Raw genomic sequence first — 17,660 nt, 5'->3', positions numbered from 1 at the left:
GGCGAGGATTTAAGCCGAATCGGCACTTGGCGCTTGTTAAATGTGCGACAGCAGCTATGGAATTAGGAGCAGTCTGACCGTCGCTGGTTCGTGACGCTTTACGAAACCCTCGAAGTCAGTCCGCAGGCCAGCCCCTCGGTGATCCGCGCGGCCTATCGTTGCCTGGCCCAGCACCATCATCCGGACAAACACCCGAACTCCGACGCCGCCGGGCAGCGCTTGGCGCAGATCAATTTTGCGTATTCAGTGTTGGCGGACCCGGTGAAGCGGCGGAGGCAAGACGTCAGGCCCTAGAGTCACCATGGGCCGGATGCTGCGGGTGGTGTCACTTGCCGGTTGTTCGCTTTTCGGCCTCTTTAACTCCGAGCACTTCTACTTCTTTTGCGGAGGCGGTGGTGTTCGAACGAGGCGAACATGGTTCGTACTCGCTTCGTCAGTGGTCGCCCACGCATCACTTGTGCCGATAGCTGATACGACGGATACGCCTTTGGCCTCTGGGGTCGATGACCAGAAGGCACCATCGGAGCTCCAGGCCGGCTTGGTTGGAAACACGGTCAGGTTTTGCGATGGGTTGTAGCAGTTCGGCTCACGAAGCGTGAGTAACTCTTTGCGTGTAGGGATTCGCCAACGTTCGTCAATGGTGGATTTCTCCGCCGCGAGCGCCTTCGCTTGCTGATATGTGACTCTAGGCCCCGGGTTTACTGCGTCTGGGTCTCTAGCGACGCATGTTGAACCATTCCAAGTTTGATCCTCGATGCAGCGCATCCAGATCAGATTGTTGCTCTTGTCGAACACCTGCGAACCGTCACCTAACGCCGAGAAATCGGCAGCGTTTCGCTTCAGCGGGCCTTCGCACTGTTGAGCGGATAGTGCGGGCAGGCAGGTAAACGCGGCGCATGCAAGAACGAGACTATTTGATGTAAACACTAAATCCTCCGCTGATGTTTTTGTCGAGTCAGCTGCTGAGTGTAAGAGGCCCTATGTTGGAGCTCCGCTCGGAAAAGAGAGGTAGGCCTCAGCGGCTAGCAAGTGCCCGTTCAGTCGGGGTAGTTCGAGTTATCGACACAATTTTGCGTCGACGCTAGCCAGTTAGTCTGGCTGAATCGACCTTTTGCCCAACTTGATTTGAGCGGGTTCTTCTGTCAAAAAAGCCTCTCGCGCTCATAGCTACTGCGCCAGTAGCTATCAATTTCGCAGCACTCCGGCAAACACCGCCGAGTCCACATTCCCGCCGCACAAGGTGATCCCCACCGTCTGCCCTGGCAGGCTAGTCCGTTCTTGCATGGCCGCTGCAAAGCTGGCAGCTCCCGCGCCTTCGGCCACGTTGTGGGTGCAGGCGAAGATGTCGCGCATGGCTTGTGCGACTTCGGTGTCGGTCACTTGCACCAGGTGGTCGATGGCGCTAATCAATATTTCCAGCGCCTCGGGGTCGGCCACGCGGCAGGCCATGCCGTCGGCCAGTTGGGTGGTCACGGGCGCCTCCACCACCTTGCCGGCTGCGAATGAATCTGCGTAGGTGGTGGCGTGTGCGCTCACCACACCCACGATGCGGGCCCGGTGGCCCAGAGCGCGTTTGGCAGCCACGGCGCTGCAGGCACCTGAGCCCTGGCCGATGGGCACATAGATCACGTCCAAGTTCGGTGCTGCCTTGAGCAGTTCCCACCAGTAGGTGGCCACGCCGCGCAGCAGGTCGGGGTGGAAGCTGGGCACCATGTGGGCGCCACGGTCTTGGGCCAGTTGGATGGCGAACTCGCGGCTCTCTTGAAAGTCGGTGCCATGCTCGATGAGGGTGACGCCCAGTGCGCGCATGGCGGCGTTCTTTTCTACCGAGTTGCCGTGCGGTACCACGATGGTGCAGGGCACACCGTGCGCCCGTGCTGCCCAGCCCACGCTCTGGCCGTGGTTGCCGCGCGTGGCGCCCACCACTTCGGCAGGCATGGCGCCACGTTGGGCCAGCTGGTCAAAGTAGGTCAGGCCGCCGCGGATTTTGAAGGCGCCCACCGGCGTGTGGTTCTCGTGCTTGACCCAGCAGGTGGCGCCCAGCAGGCTGGAGAGCTGGCCCCAGCGGTACTGCGGTGTGGGGCCGAATTCGCGGTACACCACCTGAGCCGCAGCTTCGATGTCTTGCAGTGTGGGGAGCAGGGCGTTGGCAGTCATGGTGGGTCCTGAAGCAGTGTGAAATTCAATGTGCGTGGGTGCTGGTGCGCAGCAGCTGCAGCCCGGCCATGCCGAACACTGCCGCCAGCAAGCCTTCCAGCCCGCGGCGGGCTCGGGCATACACGCGGCGTGCGGCAGGGGTAGAAAACGCCAGCGCATAGCCGCCGAAGATGCCCACCCCCATGACCATGCAGCCGCCCACCACCACCCATGCCAGGTGCGGCGAGGCGCCGGCCGGAATGCCCACCGTGACCGTGGCCAGCCAGCTCAAAACGGCTTTGGGGTTGGTGAGGTGCATGGCCAAACCACGCAAAAACAGGCTGCGCGCATCCACCACCTGCAGTGTGCCCGATGGCGCAGAGGCGTGGGGCTGCATGGCCGAGCGGCCAGACTTCAAGGCCAGCCACAGCAGGTACAAACCGCACAGCACTTTCATGGCGATGAGCCCGGCGCCGAAGCTGGCCAGCAGCTGCGAGATGCCCAGTGCCGCCAGCACGCCCCAGAACCAGGAGCCGCTCAAAATGCCCAGCGTCAGCCACAGCGCGGGCCGGCGCCCGGCGTTCATGGCCATGCCCATGATGGCCATGTTGCTGGGACCGGGGCTGGCGGTGCCGATCAAATACGTGGCCCACGCCAGCGCCAGTTGCGCGGCCATGGGGGCGTGCAGCCACGCATCCAGCGGCGCCATCACAGCGTGACCTTTCCTTCAATGCAGGTGACCGAATCGCCACCCACCCATACCTGGCCCTGCGCGTCTTGCTCGATAAAGATGCGGCCGGCGCGGCCTATGCAGGTGCCTTGGGCGGCCACGTAGCGGGCGGGGGCGATGCCATCGGCAATCAGCCACTGGGCGAGGCTGGCGTTAAAGCTGCCGGTGACCGGGTCTTCGGTAACGCCGATATCGTCTGCAAAGAAGCGGACCTCGATGGACGGGGTGTCGTCTTGCGCGGTGGCACTCGCACTGCTGCTGCCAAACGCGCGTGCTTCACGGTTGCTGCGCACTATCAAATCAGGAGCTGCTGGCGCAACATCCATGCAGGCTACACCGATGCCGCGTGCCAAACCTTTAAGGGCGGAGTGGTCCGGGCGCAAGTCCAGCACGGTGTCCATGCAGTCCAGCAGCAGGCCCAGCCACACCGGCCCGTTGTCCAGCCATTGCGCTGCGCGGATTTGCTCGGTGCGCAGCCCCAAGCCAGCTGCCACACGGGCGATAAGTGCTGCATCGGGCGTGCTGCGCTGCAGGCTGGGTGCGGCAAAGGCCAGGCGGGTGCCGTCGCGCTTGAGTTGGACCAAACCTTTGGCGCACTCTTGCACGATGGTGCCAGCCGCCTTGGGCGCGCCACCCGCTTGCAGCCAGGCGTGGCAGCTGCCCAGCGTGGGGTGGCCGGCAAAGGGCAGCTCGTCGCCGGGCGTGAAGATGCGCACCCGGTAGTCCGCGCCAAGCGCTGCCGCTGCGGGGGTGGGGGGTAGCAAAAAGGTGGTCTCGCTCAGGTTGGTCCAGCGGGCGAAAGCCTGCATCTCTTCATCGCTGAGGCCGCTGCCGTCCATCACCACGCCCAAGGCGTTGCCGAGGTAGGGGATGCGGGTGAAGACGTCGACTTGTTGGTAGGCGCGTGGGGTCATGGGCTATCTCGTCGGGTTACAGGGTGGCGCTGCCGCGTATGCAGGTGACCGAGTCACCGCCCACCCAGACCTGGCCGCTGGCGTCCTGGCAGATGTGGATGCGGCCTTCGCGCTGGATGCAGGTGCCCTGGTGCACCACGTAGCTGGCGGGCATGTATTCGTCCGCGATCAGCCACTGGGCCAGGCTGGCGTTGAGGCTGCCGGTGACCGGGTCTTCGTTGATGCCGTTGAGTGCGGCAAAGGCACGCACTTCCAGTTTTCTTGCTATCGAATCAGGAGCTGCTCGCGCAGTATCTACGGCGGCTACACCCACTTTGACACCCAAGTTCTTGAGGGCGGGGTGGTCAGGCTGCAGTTGCAGCACAGACTGCATGTCGTCCACCAGCACGCCCAGCCAGTCGGTGCCGTTGCTCAGGTGCTGGGCCGAGATGATTTGCTTGGCCGTCAGGCCCAGCGCGTGCGCCACCTGCGCCAGCAGGCCGGGGCTGGGGTTTTTGCGCTGGAACGAAGGCGCTGCAAAGGCCAGGCGGTTGCCATCGCGGCAGATTTGCACCAGGCCTTTGGCGCACTCTTGCACGATGCGGTCTTTGGCTCGGGGTGTGCCACCGGCCTCCAGCCAGGCGTGGCAGCTGCCCAGCGTGGGGTGGCCGGCAAAAGGCAGCTCGCCGCCGGGGGTGAAGATGCGCACCCGGTAGTCCGCACCCTGCGCCGCAGCCTCGGGCGTGGGTGGCAGCAAAAAGGTGGTTTCGCTCAAGTTGGTCCATCGTGCAAAGCCCTGCATCTGCGCATCGTTCAGGCCACTGCCGTCGAGCACGACGGCGAGCGGGTTGCCCAGATACGGCTGGGCAGTGAACACATCGACTTGGGCGAAGGGGCGAAGCTGGGGCACGAGGAGCCTTTCTAGGGTTGAGCGTTATGAAATAGGGAGGTCGAGCACACCGCGGGTTGCCGGGCGCGCCTGGATGGTCGCAAACCAGCGCTCCAGGTGCGGCCAGTCAGGACGCGGCTGGGGCAGGGCGAACCAGCGGTGCACATCACAGGCCACCGGAATGTCCGCCATGCTGAAGTGCTCGCCGCACATCCAGGTGCGGGTGGCCAAATGGTCGTTGAGTTGGGCCATGGCCGGCTCGGTGGCAGCGGTGGAGCGGGCAATGACGGCAGCGTCGCGCTTGTCTGCCGGCGTGCGGAACCATTGCAGGAATGCGCCACCGCTCTCGCGGTTCAAGGTGGTTTGCTGCCAGTCCATCCAGCGCTCGGCGTCAAAGCGTTGTGCCAGGTCCTGGGGGTAGAGCTGCTCGTTACCGTACTTGGCAAAGATGTAGCGCACGATGGCGTTGCTCTCCCAGAGCGTGAAGTCGCCATCCTGCAGCGTGGGCACCAGCGCATTGGGGTTCATGGCCAGGTACTCGGGGGTTTTGACTACCCCGAAGGCCATGCCCGCATCGCTGCGGGTAAAGGCGACGCCGGTTTCTTGCGCGGCCCACACCACCTTGCGTACGTTGAGCGAACTCAGGCGCCCCCAGATATGGACCGTCATGTTCAGCTCCTTTGGGCGTGGATGGCTTCTGCCAGCGCGGCCACACCACGGTGGATTTCTTCCACGCTGGGGGTCACAAAGCTCAGGCGCATGGCGCGGGCGTCGGCATTGCCGGCGTAGAACGGCGCGCCGGGCACAAAGGCCACGCCCTTGTCCACCGCGTAGGGCAGCAGGTCCACGGCGTTCATGCCGGCGGGCAAGCGCGCCCACAAGAACATGCCACCGGCCGGGGTGTTCCAGGTGAAGGTGCCGTCGGCATTGGCAGAGTCCGGTCCTTGCGACTCGGGGAAGTGCTTGCCCAAGGCTTCCAGCATGGCGTCGCGCTGGGCTTTGTAGAGGCTGCGGATGGTGGGCACATGGCGGTCCAGGAAGCCGTTTTGCATCACCTCAAAAATCAGGCGCTGGTTGAAGCCGGGGCTGTGCAAGTCGGCTGCTTGCTTGGCTTGCAAGAGCTTGGGGTACACCGCCTTGGGTGCCACGATAAAGCCCATTCGCAGGCCGGGCGCCAGCACCTTGGAGAACGACCCGAGGTAAATGCCGCCCTCGGGGTTGCGCGCGGTCAGGGGTGCAGGAGGCGCCTGGTCGAACCACAGGTCGCCATAGGGGTTGTCTTCCATGACGGGCAGGCCACTGCGGGCGGCTTCAATGCTCAGGGCCGCGCGGCGCGCCTCGGTCATGCTGCGGCCGGTGGGGTTCTGGAAGTTGGGCAGCACATACAAAAAGCGGGCGTCGGCAGACTTGGCGGCCAGGTCGGCAATATCGATGCCTTCGGCGTCGCTGGCCACGCTCACCACCTTGGGCTCCATGGGAGTGAAGGCCATCACCGCGCCTAAATAGGTGGGGGACTCGACCAGCACCTTGCTGTCTTTGTCGATCAAGATTTTGGCAACTAGGTCCAGGCCCTGCTGCGAGCCGGTGGTGATGAGCACTTGGGCGGGGTCCACGTTCCAGGTCACGCCGGCAGCGGCGCTTTGCGCTTTGAGCTGGGCGGCGACCAGTTCGCGCAGCGGGCCATAGCCCTCGCTCGCGGCGTACTGCAGGGCGCCTGCGGGGTCGTCTTTGAGCACCTTGGCGCAGGCGGCTTCAAACTCGGCCACCGGGAAGGTTTTGCTGCTCGGCAGGCCGCCGGCAAAGCTGATGATGCCGGGCTTCTCGGTCACTTTGAGGATCTCGCGGATCACCGAGGGGTTCATCTTGGCGGCACGTTCGGCCAGGGTCCAGTGGGTCATACAGTCTCCAGAGAAATACAGTGTCTTTGTGTTGTGAATCGATTGGTCGCTCAGTCCACCACAAACAGGGTGGCGCCCATGGGTGAGTTAGAGCGATGTGGTTCGGCATTGTCGGCCACTTGGTAACTCATTCCGGGACGCAGCGTGAAGGTCCGGCCGTCTTCCAGCTCGGTGTGTAGCTCGCCCTGCAGGCAGAGCAGGATGTGCCCTTTCACACACCAGTGGTCTGACACATAGCCCGGCGTGTACTCCACCATGCGCACCCGCACACTGCCAAAGTGTTGTGTGCGCCACAGAGCACGTCCGGCCATGGCGCTTTTTTCTTCGGCCGGGATGGCGGACCAGTCGGTGGTGCCAAAGGGGATGTTGTGCATTTCCATGATTCGGCTTTCAGCTTGTCAGCATAGGGTAGAGCGAAGCCACCAGGGCCAGCGCCATCGTGATGTTGAAGATGCGCAGGCGTAGCGGGTCTTGCAGCAGGCCGCGCATGGCTTGGCCAAAGCCCACCCAGAACGCGGAGCAGGGTGCTCCCAGCACCATGAACAGACCTGCCAGCAGCGCCACTTGCGCCATGCCGGCGTCGGGCGGCAGGTAGGTGCTCATGCAGGTCACCGCCATGACCCAGGCTTTGGGGTTCACCCATTGGAAGGCCGCTGCGGCCCAGAAGCCCATGGGTTGAATGGTGGGTGGCGTGTTGCCGCCGTCCGTATCTGCTGCTGGAGCCGGGCGGGCGCTGGCCAGCGTCCAGGCGATCCAGAGCATGTAGGCTGAGCCTGCGTAGCGCAGCAGTTCGTAGAACTGCGGAAACCGGTCCAGCACCGAGTGAAGCCCTAAGCCCACGCACAAGACCATGAAGGTGAAGCCGAGGTTCACGCCCCACAGGTGGCGTTGCGAGCGACGAAAGCCGAAGTTCACGCCGGATGCCATGAGCATGGTGTTGTTGGGCCCGGGCGTGACCGAGCTGACCACGGCAAACAGGCCGGCAGCGAACAACGTGTCGGGGCTCATGGCGTCTTTCCTTCCGGCACCGGTGGGGCGCCCGATGCAAAGCGTTTGCCGATGAACACCGTAGCCACCACCGCAAGCGCGAAGCCCACCGTCACCAGATCGAGCGACTCACCCAGGAGAGGGATGGCCGCCAGAATGCTCAAGAACGGTTGCAGCAGTTGTATCTGGCTGACCTTGAGTGTGCCGCCCAATGCGAGGCCGCGGTACCAGGCAAAGAAGCCCGCCCACATGGAGAACACCCCCACGTAGCCCAGCGCCCACCAGGAGCTGGCGCGAATGCTGTGCTCCGGCCAGGTCAGCAAAGCCCCCGGCAGGGTCACGGGGAGCGCCAGTACGCACACCCAGCAAATGACCTGCTCCGCACCCAGCGTGGGCGTGACCTTGGCGCCATACACATAACCCAGTGCTGCCGACGCCACGGCACCCAGCATCAACACATCGCCCCACTCCAGGGCCATGCCAGCGCTGTGCTGCATGGCGCGATAGAGCGAAAAACCCACCACCAGCGCAGCGCCTATGCAAGCACTCAGCCAAAAGCCCAACCGTGCCCGTTGATGCATGACGATGGCGGCCACCACGGCGGTCGCTAGCGGCAGCAAGGCAATGATGACGGCGGCATGGCTGGCGCTTATGGTGCGCAGCGCGTAGCCGATGAGCACTGGAAAACCGAGTGCGTTGCCCAGCGTGGCAATGCTAAGCGGGCGCCACTCGCCCGGTGTGGGCCAGCGCGAACGGGTGGCGAGCAAAAACACGATCGACAAACCTCCGGCCAGCGCCGCGCGACCCAGCGTCACAAACCAGGGCGAGAGCTGGGGCGCGTCGGCGGTGCCGGTGGCCAGGCGTGTCATGGGCAGGGTGATGGCAAAGATCGCCACGCCCAGCAAGCCCAGCCAGAGGCCGCGTGTTTCGTTTTTGGAATTCATGCGATTCACTGTACTTTGAAAAACAGCACAGTTGCAGTACAGTTTTGCTAAACAGCCTGCAATCTGTATTGCTGGCACCACCGTTACAGCCTTGCCCGGAGAGTCCGCCCATGTTGATGAAAACCGCCGCACAGACCCTGGCTGAGCAGCTCTGCGCAGTGTTCGCCCAGCGCATTCGCGACCGCTTGCTGGCGCCCGGTGCGCGCCTGCCCTCGGTGCGCCTCTGTGCCCAGCAGCAGAAGGTGAGCCCGTCCACTGTGGTGACCGCCTATGACCAGCTGCTGGCGCAAGGCCTGATCGAGGCGCGCCGCAACCGTGGCTTTTATGTAAGAGATGTGCCCCTGGCGCCTATGGATAGTGCGCGGGAGGCTATGATTTCAGGAGCAAATGAGGTAGGCTCAGATGGTGGCAGCTTGGTGCTGACCATGCCCCGCCAGCGCGCGCCGCTCAATGCCACAGCGCTGATCCGCGGCATGTTCCACGGCGTGAGCAACAAGCCCCAACCCGGCATGGGCGTGCTGCCCAAGGAGTGGCTGGAGACTACCTTTTTGGCCACAGCGGTGCGCCGCAGTTGCAGCGTGGAAGCGCTGAACGCCTTCTCCCTGCAATACGGGGAGCCGGCCGGCGACATCGGGCTGCGCCGAGCGCTATCCACCAAGCTGGCGGGGCTGGCAGTGCATGCCCCGCCGGAGCAGATCATCACCACCATGGGCGCCACCCATGCGCTGGACGTGGTGAGCCGCACCCTGCTGCGCGCGGGTGACTATGTGATGGTCGAAGAACCCGGTTGGGCGGTGGAGTTTGCCCGGCTGGACGCCCTGGGCATGCGCATCCTGCCGGTACCGCGCCGCTCTGACGGGCCGGACCTGGAGGTCATGGCCAAGTACTGCGAGGTGCACAAGCCCAAGCTGTTTGTGAGTGTGAGTGTGTTTCACAACCCCACCGGTTTTTGCCTCTCGCCCAGTAGCGCGTACCGCATCCTGCAACTGGCGAACCAGCACGATTTCCATATCGTCGAAGACGACACCTACAGCCACTTCGCCCCGGACCATGCCACCCGCCTGTGCGCGCTGGACGGGTTGCAGCGCACTATTTACGTAGCGGGCTTTGCCAAAATCCTTGCGCCCAACTGGCGCGTGGGCTACATGGCCGCTCCCAAAGACTTGGCCGAGCGCTTGCTGGACACCAAGCTGCTCTCCACCCTGACCACGCCTGCGCTATTGGAGAAGGCCATGGCCTGGTGCATAGACCAGGGCCAGCTGCGCCGGCACGCCGAGCGCATCCGCACCCAACTCGATGCTGCACGCGCCCGCAGTGTGAAGCTCGCGCTGGCCCACGGCTGCACGTTTGCATCGGACCCGGTGGGCCTGTTCGGCTGGGTCGAGACGGGGGTGGACACCGATGCTCTCAGCCAGCGCATGCTGGACGAGGGCTACCTGCTCGCACCCGGGGCCCTGTTCCACGCCCGGCGCACGCCCAGCAGCCTCATGCGCATCAACTTTGCGTCAACCCAGGAGGCGCAGTTCTGGAAGACGTTTGCGCGGCTGCGGGATGAGCAGCTTCGCCTGTAAACAAAGAACATAAAGACACCGCATGTCTCGGGGTGATTGCATCAAAAATAACGTTTATTTGCTGTATTTGATTTGATTGATATAGAGTGAAGTCACCTAAAACGTGAGGTGACTCCATGTTCACTCGTCTGACAATTCGCACTCAACTCGGTGTCGCTTTCGGCCTGATGATTTGCTTTTTGGTTCTCTCATCTTGGATGGGCTACCAGTCAACCAAAGCGATGCATGCTGACATGGCTGGTTTTGTGCACGGAAGCAACGCGCGTTACACGCTTGCAGAGGAGCTGCAAGCCGCGGTGTTCAAACGTGCAGTCCACGCGCGAAACCTCGTCAACGCGGCCAACGCCAGCGATAAGGACCAGGAGTTCGCCCTCGTGGTGGCAGCCAACAAGCAAGTGGGCGCCAAGCTGGCAGCATTGACGCAGCGCATGCAGGATGCCGACGAAACTGCACGCGGGCGGGCCCTGGTCGAAGAGATTGCCAAAGTGGAAGCGAAATATTTACCGGTCGCGCTGGCGGTGGTGGACTTGGGGATGAAAGGGCAGCGCGAACAGGCCATTGAAAAGATAAACGTCGAATGCCGCCCGCTGTTGGTGGCTCTGGTGAGCAAATCGGAAGAGTACGCCGCATACGCGACCCAGCGTTCGCAAATGATGGTGACGGAGGCCGATGCATCCTTCCATCGCAACCTCCAACTGCTGGCAGGCATTGCTTTTGTAGCGTTGCTGTCCGCTGTCATCATGGCCACTGCCATGATCCGTTTCCTCGGGAAGGCCTTGGGGGCTGAACCTTCAGAACTGCGCGCTACTGCAGAGAGCGTGGCCCACGGCGACCTGACCTGCAACGAACGGTTTGTGCGCGCGCCGGAGGGGAGTGTGTTGGCCTACATGGCCGCCATGCAGAGTAGCCTGGTAGAGATCGTCGGACGGGTTCGCTCGGCCACTGACAATCTGGCAACAGGTGTTCAGCAAATCGCAGCAGGTGGCTTGGACTTGAGCCAGCGGACCGAAGAGCAGGTCAGTGCCTTGGAGGAAACAGCTGCCACCATGGAAGAGCTCAACGGTGCGGCCCGCAAGAGTGCCGAGGGCGCCCAGGCCGCCAATCAGCTCGCCGGCAACGCCAGCGTCGTCGCTGAGCGGGGCGGCGCACAAGTGGCGCAGGTGGTACTCACGATGCAGGGCATCAGTGCGAGCTCACGCCGCATCGGTGAGATCACCAGTGTGATCGATGGCATCGCATTCCAGACCAACATTCTGGCCCTCAATGCGGCGGTGGAAGCCGCACGCGCTGGAGAGCAGGGTCGAGGGTTTGCAGTGGTAGCGAGTGAGGTGCGCCACCTCGCGCAGCGTAGTGCCGAGGCGGCCAAAGAAATCAAGCAATTGATTCACGACAGCGTATTGCAAGTGAGCTCCGGAACCAGCTTGGTGACTGAAGCGGGTGCCACTATCCGCGACGTGGTGGATGTGGTGCAGCGGGTGGGCCAAATGGTGGAGGAAATCAGCCATGCCAGCGCCGAGCAGGAGCGCGCGATTGCTCAAATAGGTGAATCCGTCACCCAGCTGGATCACACGACCCAGCAAAACGCAGCTTTGGTGGAAGAGAGTGCAGCGGCCTCTCAGAACCTGCAGCTTCAGACCAGAGAGCTGGTGGAAACCGTTTCCGTCTTCAAGTTGGATGTACCGATTGAACGTGTCTCTCCCCTTACCCGCATAGCGAGCCCTCGTTGGTCCGCTGCCTGAGGATGCGATCAGTGCGGTAGTTTTACTAAACCCAATCGCAATGAATGCGGTTCTATAGATCCAACGACAGTAAATGAAGGGCTTAAATCGATAAAATTAATTAAAACAAATAATTGTCAAAAATAGAAAAATTATTTAGTATTTGCGCATAAACGTACTGGAGCGCTTATGCAGCACCGCGGACTCACTATTCGAGCGCAATTGACGCTCGCTTTCGGCACTCTGGTGCTTTTGCTTGTTGCCGCCTCAGGACTGGGCCTCTATGCCGCAGACAAAGCGCATGAGGAGATGGAGGACTTCATCCACGGCAGCAACGCCCGCGACACCCTGGCAGAGGAAGTGCAAGTCGCGGTGGAGCGGCGCGCCATAGCAGCCCGGAACCTGCTGCTCGTTGACACCGCGGCTGACCGCGATGAGGAGTACGGCGTGGTGGTGAAAGCACACGAGGAGGTGCAAAAACGCATCGCCGACTTGCTGGCCCGCATGAGCGATGACGGCGTGACAGCCGAAGCGAAGGCGCTGGCCGCCGACATCGCTAAAGTGGAAACCCAGTACGGTCCGGTAGCCTTGGCGATCGTGGACTTGGCGCGCAAAGGCCAGAAGGACGAAGCCAGCGCCAAGCTCTCCCGCGAATGCCGGCCGCTGCTCAAGGCGTTGATCCAGAAGGTGGATGCGTTTGGCGAAGCCAGTCACAAGGCATCCCTGGAAGCCATTGCTGCCTCAGAGGCCGATTTCGCGCGCTTGCGTAATCTGCTGATCGGCTTGTCCATCATGGGCACGGTGGTGGCGTGCATGGTGGCTTGGGTGGTGGTGCGGCACCTCACCCGCGCGCTGGGGGCTGAACCGGCCGAGCTGAATCTGGCCGCGCAGCGGGTGGCCGAGGGCGACCTCACGACCATGCCCATATTGCAGACTGCGCCAGCCGGCAGTGTGCTGGCCTACATGGCGACCATGCAAGCCAGCCTCGTGGACATCGTGAGCCGGGTGCGAGGTGCTTCTGATTCCATTGCCACCGGTGCTGAACAGATCGCGGTGGGCGGTATGGAGCTGAGCCAGCGCACGGAAGAACAAGCCAGCGCATTGGAAGAAACGGCCGCCACCATGGAAGAGTTCACCGGTTCCGCCCGGCGCAGCACGGAAAGCGCGGGCCACGCCAATGAGTTGGCAAAGACGGCGTCCACCGTCGCCGGCCGGGGTGGGGACGAGGTGTCCGCAGTGGTGAACACCATGCGAGGGATCAATGAAAGTTCCCGCCGCATCAACGACATCATCAGTGTGATCGACGGCATTGCGTTCCAAACCAACATCCTCGCGCTGAATGCGGCGGTGGAGGCCGCCCGGGCCGGCGAGCAGGGCCGCGGTTTTGCAGTGGTCGCCAGTGAAGTGCGATCTCTGGCGGGCCGCAGCGCCGAAGCAGCCAAGGAAATCAAAACCCTCATCAGTGCCAGCGTGCACCAGGTGGAGGAGGGCTCCAGCCTGGTGGAGCGCGCAGGCATCACTATGCAGGAAGTGGTGGACGCGGTAAAGCGGGTGGGCGACATCGTGGGCGAAATCAGCCACACCAGCTTCGAGCAAGACCAGGCCATTTCTCAGATCGGCGAGGCACTGAACCAGCTCGACAAAACCACGCAGCAGAACGCAGCACTGGTGGAAGAGAGCGCTGCCGCATCCCAGAACCTGCAACACCAGACGCAGGAACTGGTAGATACCGTCGCGATCTTCAAACTGGATGCGGAAAGGGGCTTGAAGCACGCCCACCGCACGGTGTCCAACCTCCGGCTGGGCATGGCTTGAAGACGCTATAAATTCAGGAGCTGCTCGCGCAGAAACTACGGGCGTAAAAGCGTGATTTGATGCATAAATGGGCGTAGAGGTCGCAAAACCGTGTGAATCGCCGCCCCAAAAAACCACATTCTTGATTCAAGGGGCATTTGCTCACCCTTTTGTAGCACCCGAGCGTGTGTGCATCTTGTGTTTAATAGTTAAACTCGCCCGAGTAAGTACTTTTAAACATGAGTGAGTATGTGGAAAAAGCTTGGTACGCCGGTTCCGATTGATGCTTCGCAGGTCGTGATCGGGCTCTATGTCTGGTTGGACCTTACATGGGACGAGCACCCGTTTTTCTCCAGCCGCTTCATGGTCAAGACGGCAAAAGATGTCTCCATCATCCAGTCGCTGGATATTGAAGGAAAGCTGTACTACTACAGTGAAGAAAGCACCGCCCAGCCCGGGCCGCTGATTCCCAAGCCCCTGTCCGAGGACGAAGCCAAAGCAGCGGAAGAACGGGCTGCAAAGGCCGCCTTGGTGGCCGAAACGCTGGCGCTTGAAAAAGCCAAAATTGCCAAGCAAAAAGCCCTGCGTGATGCGGCTCTGCGGGCTGACCAGGCATGGGGGAATGCGGCACGAGCCGCCAAAGCAGCCCTCAATGAGCTGCCCCGTTCCCCGAAGGTGGCGGGCAAACAGCTGATGGATCTGTCGTCAGAAGCTGCGTCCCTGGTGTCCAAAAACCGGGAGGTGCTCCTGCATTTGCTGGGTGACAAGAAAGAACAAGGCCCGCAGTTCCATGCGCTGAACTGCATGACTTTGGCCATGCTGGTCGGCAAGAAGGCCGGCATGAATGAGCGTGCGCTTGCCGATCTGGCCCTGGCCGCCCTTGCGCACGACGCGGGTGAATCGCAGATTCCTCCCCAGATATTGAAGAACCCCCAGCGCAAGAAGCATGAAGAGGACTTCTTCCGCCAGCACGTGGATTTCAGTACCCGGTTTGCGGATGAATCCGGTGCGTTCAGTGCAGAAGCATTGGCAATGATTGCGGACCACCACGAAGCCATGGACGGTACAGGCTGGCCTCGCGGCAAAAAAGGCGAGGCCTTGAGCGTAGGCGCGCGCATTCTCGCCATCGTGGACCGCTACGACACCCTGTGCACTCCGGACATGCCCAAGGGCGTGCCGATGATGCCGGCTGAAGCACTTGCCACCATGTTCCGCAACGAGTCCACCCGCTTGGACAAAGCGTTGTTGAGTCTCATGATCAAGCTGCTGGGTGTGTATCCGCCGGGAACAGCGGTGCAACTGAGTGACGGCTCCTTGGCGCTGGTGATTGCCCCGGGAGCAAATTCCCTGAAGCCGACGGTGTTGCTGTATTCGCCAGAGGTGTCCAAAGACGATGCGCCCACCATTGATTTGGCGGGTGAATCGGAAATCAAGATCCTGGAAGCGATCCGGCCCTCAACGCTTCCGCTGGATGTATTTGAGTGGCTCAACCCGCAACAGCGCTTGTCCTACTTCTTCTCGGTGGACGACACCAAGAACTAAATCGGCAGCGGGCGTTCAACCCACGTTCAAGCTGCGCAGCAGGGCGCGGTTGACCTCGTCGGCCGGAATCTGGTGGGCCTTGCAGACCTCGCGGATGACCTTGGTGTTCCGCCCCTCTAGCGCTGCCGCTACTTCCAGCCAGGGTGCGTAAGGGCCGGTGCGCCCCACCACCGCCGAGGCGACGCGGCCCGGCAAGGGAAGGCGATGCAGTGCAGCGCCCAGGTTTTCTCCCAGCAGCAGATCCACCTGCGAAAACACCCCACACAGAAAAACCTCCCGCCGCAGGTCGTCTTCCACACCCGCATCGGCCAGCCGCTCCATGATGCGCGCGCGCAGCACCATGGTGTGGCGAATGGGATCCAGATTGGTGTCAGCACTCGCATGCGGTAACTGTTCCATGAGCCAGGCCCGCAAGCGGCTGTAGCCCAAGGTCATCAAGCCTTGGCGCAGGCTGCCGATTTCGCTGCGCAAGCTCAAAGCTGCTGAGTTCGCATAGCGCAAAAAGCGGTAGCACAGCAGGGGCTCATTGCCCATGGTGTGCTCCAGGGCTTCCAGCGACTCGTCTGCATCGATGGCGTGCACCAGGTCCAGCAGCGCCTGACGCGCGGGCAGGATCTGGCGGTAGCGGTAGGCGTACAGCATTTCTTCCGAGGGCCAACCGGCTACGCCGCGCACATGTTGCTGGTCCAGGGCATGTTCTACCAGAGCTTGGCTGGCCAGGGACTCGTAGAACTGCCCCGCGTGCACCGGGCTTTGCGTATGGCGACTCCCATGGTTGCCGCCCTCGTGGCTTTGTCGCAGTGCTGCGCGCAAGGCGCCGAGCGCATCTTGCGCGGTGAGCGAGAGCATGGCCGTATGGAACCAGGATGCAGACTCTTCCGTGGGGTGATCGCCCGGCTCGCCGCTCCACACCAGCTTGACGCCGCGCTGCTGTGCCTTGCGCACCCGACCTGCCAGGAGCGCATCGCCTAACCAGGCGTGCGGAACTTCCAACCAGATGTTGGACGCGGTGCTGTGCTCCAACAGGTCAGACAGCAACCCGGGTGCCCGGGGATGTAGAAGACAGATTTCGCGGGGCGCCGGCCAAAGCTCTTGCAGGGATTCAATGAGGTGGTTGGCATCCACTGCGCTGCTGCTCTCAGGGTCCAGCCATAAGCGCACGCCGATGCGCTTGCGCCACTGATCCCACACCGGCTCATAGCCGATGGTGATGCTGCCGAGTACCGAGCTGCTCATGGCATCAACTGATGTAATTGAACAGCGACAACTTCTGCACTTGCGCGTAGGACTGCAGGGCGGCCTGGTAGCCGGTCTGCTGGTTCTGGAAGTCCGCCACACCCTTGATCATGTCCAGGTCTTCTGCGCGCGAACGGTCTGCCTCCAGCTGGATGCTGCGGCTTTCCTGGTTGGAGGTAATGCGGTCTGCACGGTTCAGCAAGTCGCCGGCCTGCCCCCGGATGGCCGAGACCCGGTTCATGCCGATATCGAGGTTATAGATGGCTTGCCCCACGGCTTGACTCGCCGCGCTGGCGTTGACGGCACCGCCAATATCCCGGATGGCATCGTCCATCACGCTGAAGATGCTGGGGTTGGGGTCTACGGTGATGACATCACCGGCCGCAGGTGTTCCCGTGATGGTGAGAGAGAGACCGGGCATGCCGGTGATGGCGGGTGGGCCGACCTGGTCTGCAATCAGTACCGATACGGGCTTGGCGGAGGGGTAGTCCGGCACGGTGAACGGACCGACCTGGTAGGGCGGGCCGGGGAAGGTCGGCAGGTCACCAGTTGCAGGGATTTCTTCAATGATGTAACTGGTCGAGCTAGTGCCTGCAGTGGCGCCCGCGACCACCGGCCCGAACGTGATTTTGTAGGTGGCGCGGGTGACCAGGCTGGAGTCCGTCACCGACACGTTGCCGGTGCTGAGGGAGCGCCCGGCAGGGATGGTCGTCATGCTGACGTTGTACACACCGTCGCGGGCAGGCTGGTGCATGAAAGCACTTTCACCATCCAGGCTGCTCGCAATAGCGGTTTCGCTGGTGGCAGTCTGTCCGGGAAGGCCGTTGTAGGTGTAGTCGGGCGCCGTAGCGGTGGGCCCGGTGAACGGTACTGAGGCACTTGCCAGCGCTCCGAACAGCGGTTGGCCGTTGGTGTCGGTGCGGTTGGCGTAGCCGAGTATCTGCTCACGCAAACCTTGCAACTGGTTCGCAATGGTTTGGCGCTCTGCAGCGGTATGGCTTCCATTGCCCGCACTCACCACCAGTTCGCGGAACTGCTGCAGGGCGTCGACGACGTCGCCCAGAGTGCTTTCTGCATTGGCCATGGTGTTGCGTTGCACCTCGAGTGCCCGTTGATCGGTCGCAATGCGAGAGAGCCGCATGAGAGAGCGCTCGGCCTGGGCTGCGGCGGTTGGGTCATCGCTGGGGCGGACGACGCGCTTGCCGGAGGTCAGGTTTTCCTGCAGGTTTGACAGTGCAGTTTGCCGCTTCGACAAGTTGCTCAAGGCATTGTCGTAAGCGTTGGCGGAGGCGAGACGGGATAAGTTGACGGGCATGGAATAA

Annotated in this window: 17 protein-coding genes; 5 read left to right on the top strand and 12 right to left on the bottom strand. The window is 62.3% G+C overall.

Annotation, left to right across the window (positions count from 1 at the left end; all coding sequences use genetic code 11):
- Positions 1-90 precede the first annotated feature (90 nt).
- On the top strand, positions 91-294 hold the full coding sequence (locus tag AEP_RS10105; protein WP_087495262.1) for a J domain-containing protein: 204 nt from the start codon (positions 91-93) through the stop codon (positions 292-294).
- A 78-nt stretch (positions 295-372) separates the two neighbouring features.
- On the opposite strand, the gene AEP_RS21375 is transcribed toward AEP_RS10105, so the two are convergent.
- The 10 genes from AEP_RS21375 to AEP_RS10055 form a co-directional block, all read right to left on the bottom strand.
- Positions 373-795, bottom strand: coding sequence for a DUF1566 domain-containing protein (locus tag AEP_RS21375; protein WP_442873367.1), 423 nt, complete (start codon positions 793-795; stop codon positions 373-375).
- Between the two features lie 390 nt (positions 796-1,185).
- A complete protein-coding gene (locus AEP_RS10095; protein ID WP_087495260.1) occupies positions 1,186-2,157 on the bottom strand; it encodes a threonine dehydratase in 972 nt (323 codons plus the stop codon).
- 25 nt (positions 2,158-2,182) lie between these two features.
- Positions 2,183-2,845 (bottom strand): LysE family translocator, encoded by a 663-nt coding sequence (locus tag AEP_RS10090; RefSeq protein WP_087495259.1) that lies wholly within the window; start codon positions 2,843-2,845, stop codon positions 2,183-2,185.
- The gene (locus AEP_RS10085) at positions 2,845-3,780 is read right to left on the bottom strand and encodes a PhzF family phenazine biosynthesis protein (protein WP_087495258.1); all 936 of its coding nucleotides are present in this window, start codon (positions 3,778-3,780) and stop codon (positions 2,845-2,847) included. The genes AEP_RS10090 and AEP_RS10085 overlap by 1 nt, the downstream gene beginning before the upstream one ends.
- 16 nt (positions 3,781-3,796) lie before the next feature.
- Positions 3,797-4,669, bottom strand: a complete 873-nt coding sequence (locus tag AEP_RS10080) for a PhzF family phenazine biosynthesis protein (RefSeq protein ID WP_087495257.1) — start codon at positions 4,667-4,669, stop codon at positions 3,797-3,799.
- 24 nt (positions 4,670-4,693) lie between these two features.
- On the bottom strand, positions 4,694-5,317 hold the full coding sequence (locus AEP_RS10075) for a glutathione S-transferase family protein (protein ID WP_087495256.1): 624 nt from the start codon (positions 5,315-5,317) through the stop codon (positions 4,694-4,696).
- Positions 5,318-5,319: 2 nt separating this feature from the next.
- Complete coding sequence (locus tag AEP_RS10070) at positions 5,320-6,546, bottom strand: aminotransferase-like domain-containing protein (RefSeq protein ID WP_087495255.1); 1,227 nt, start codon at positions 6,544-6,546, stop codon at positions 5,320-5,322.
- A gap of 50 nt (positions 6,547-6,596) precedes the next feature.
- Positions 6,597-6,926: a DHCW motif cupin fold protein gene (locus tag AEP_RS10065; protein WP_087495254.1), complete on the bottom strand. Its 330-nt coding sequence runs from the start codon at positions 6,924-6,926 to the stop codon at positions 6,597-6,599.
- A gap of 10 nt (positions 6,927-6,936) precedes the next feature.
- Positions 6,937-7,554, bottom strand: coding sequence for a LysE family translocator (locus AEP_RS10060; protein ID WP_087495253.1), 618 nt, complete (start codon positions 7,552-7,554; stop codon positions 6,937-6,939).
- On the bottom strand, positions 7,551-8,477 hold the full coding sequence (locus AEP_RS10055) for a DMT family transporter (protein WP_087495252.1): 927 nt from the start codon (positions 8,475-8,477) through the stop codon (positions 7,551-7,553). Before AEP_RS10055 ends, AEP_RS10060 begins: the two co-directional genes overlap by 4 nt.
- Positions 8,478-8,587: 110 nt before the next feature.
- On the opposite strand from AEP_RS10055, the gene AEP_RS10050 reads away from it, so the two are divergent.
- The 4 genes from AEP_RS10050 (at position 8,588) to AEP_RS10035 (ending at position 15,102) form a co-directional block, all read left to right on the top strand.
- Positions 8,588-10,048: an aminotransferase-like domain-containing protein gene (locus AEP_RS10050; protein WP_087495251.1), complete on the top strand. Its 1,461-nt coding sequence runs from the start codon at positions 8,588-8,590 to the stop codon at positions 10,046-10,048.
- 116 nt (positions 10,049-10,164) lie between these two features.
- The gene (locus AEP_RS10045) at positions 10,165-11,787 is read left to right on the top strand and encodes a methyl-accepting chemotaxis protein (RefSeq protein ID WP_232459980.1); all 1,623 of its coding nucleotides are present in this window, start codon (positions 10,165-10,167) and stop codon (positions 11,785-11,787) included.
- A 168-nt stretch (positions 11,788-11,955) separates the two neighbouring features.
- A complete protein-coding gene (locus tag AEP_RS10040) occupies positions 11,956-13,581 on the top strand; it encodes a methyl-accepting chemotaxis protein (protein ID WP_087495250.1) in 1,626 nt (541 codons plus the stop codon).
- A 228-nt stretch (positions 13,582-13,809) separates the two neighbouring features.
- A complete protein-coding gene (locus AEP_RS10035; protein WP_087495249.1) occupies positions 13,810-15,102 on the top strand; it encodes an HD-GYP domain-containing protein in 1,293 nt (430 codons plus the stop codon).
- 15 nt (positions 15,103-15,117) lie between these two features.
- Here AEP_RS10035 and AEP_RS10030 read toward each other — a convergent pair whose 3' ends face one another.
- Together AEP_RS10030 and flgL are read right to left on the bottom strand one after the other, a co-directional pair.
- Positions 15,118-16,338, bottom strand: coding sequence for an HDOD domain-containing protein (locus AEP_RS10030; RefSeq protein WP_087495248.1), 1,221 nt, complete (start codon positions 16,336-16,338; stop codon positions 15,118-15,120).
- A 4-nt stretch (positions 16,339-16,342) separates the two neighbouring features.
- Positions 16,343-17,653 (bottom strand): flagellar hook-associated protein FlgL, encoded by a 1,311-nt coding sequence (flgL, locus tag AEP_RS10025; RefSeq protein WP_087495247.1) that lies wholly within the window; start codon positions 17,651-17,653, stop codon positions 16,343-16,345.
- Positions 17,654-17,660 lie beyond the last annotated feature (7 nt).

Origin of the sequence: Curvibacter sp. AEP1-3 (assembly GCF_002163715.1) — a bacterium.
GTDB lineage: Bacteria > Pseudomonadota > Gammaproteobacteria > Burkholderiales > Burkholderiaceae_C > Allorhodoferax.
Note: the sequence above shows the minus strand (reverse complement) of the source record. Positions and strands in the feature narration are given on the sequence as shown.

Coding starts and splice junctions, on each gene's coding strand:
- AEP_RS10095 (WP_087495260.1), bottom strand. CDS start 2,157: ATGACTGCCAACGCCCTGCTCCCCACACTGCAAGACATCGAAGCTGCG.
- AEP_RS10090 (WP_087495259.1), bottom strand. CDS start 2,845: ATGGCGCCGCTGGATGCGTGGCTGCACGCCCCCATGGCCGCGCAACTG.
- AEP_RS10085 (WP_087495258.1), bottom strand. CDS start 3,780: ATGACCCCACGCGCCTACCAACAAGTCGACGTCTTCACCCGCATCCCC.
- AEP_RS10075 (WP_087495256.1), bottom strand. CDS start 5,317: ATGACGGTCCATATCTGGGGGCGCCTGAGTTCGCTCAACGTACGCAAG.
- AEP_RS10070 (WP_087495255.1), bottom strand. CDS start 6,546: ATGACCCACTGGACCCTGGCCGAACGTGCCGCCAAGATGAACCCCTCG.
- AEP_RS10065 (WP_087495254.1), bottom strand. CDS start 6,926: ATGGAAATGCACAACATCCCCTTTGGCACCACCGACTGGTCCGCCATC.
- AEP_RS10060 (WP_087495253.1), bottom strand. CDS start 7,554: ATGAGCCCCGACACGTTGTTCGCTGCCGGCCTGTTTGCCGTGGTCAGC.
- AEP_RS10055 (WP_087495252.1), bottom strand. CDS start 8,477: ATGAATTCCAAAAACGAAACACGCGGCCTCTGGCTGGGCTTGCTGGGC.
- AEP_RS10050 (WP_087495251.1), top strand. CDS start 8,588: ATGTTGATGAAAACCGCCGCACAGACCCTGGCTGAGCAGCTCTGCGCA.
- AEP_RS10045 (WP_232459980.1), top strand. CDS start 10,165: ATGTTCACTCGTCTGACAATTCGCACTCAACTCGGTGTCGCTTTCGGC.
- AEP_RS10040 (WP_087495250.1), top strand. CDS start 11,956: ATGCAGCACCGCGGACTCACTATTCGAGCGCAATTGACGCTCGCTTTC.
- AEP_RS10035 (WP_087495249.1), top strand. CDS start 13,810: ATGTGGAAAAAGCTTGGTACGCCGGTTCCGATTGATGCTTCGCAGGTC.
- AEP_RS10030 (WP_087495248.1), bottom strand. CDS start 16,338: ATGAGCAGCTCGGTACTCGGCAGCATCACCATCGGCTATGAGCCGGTG.
- flgL (WP_087495247.1), bottom strand. CDS start 17,653: ATGCCCGTCAACTTATCCCGTCTCGCCTCCGCCAACGCTTACGACAAT.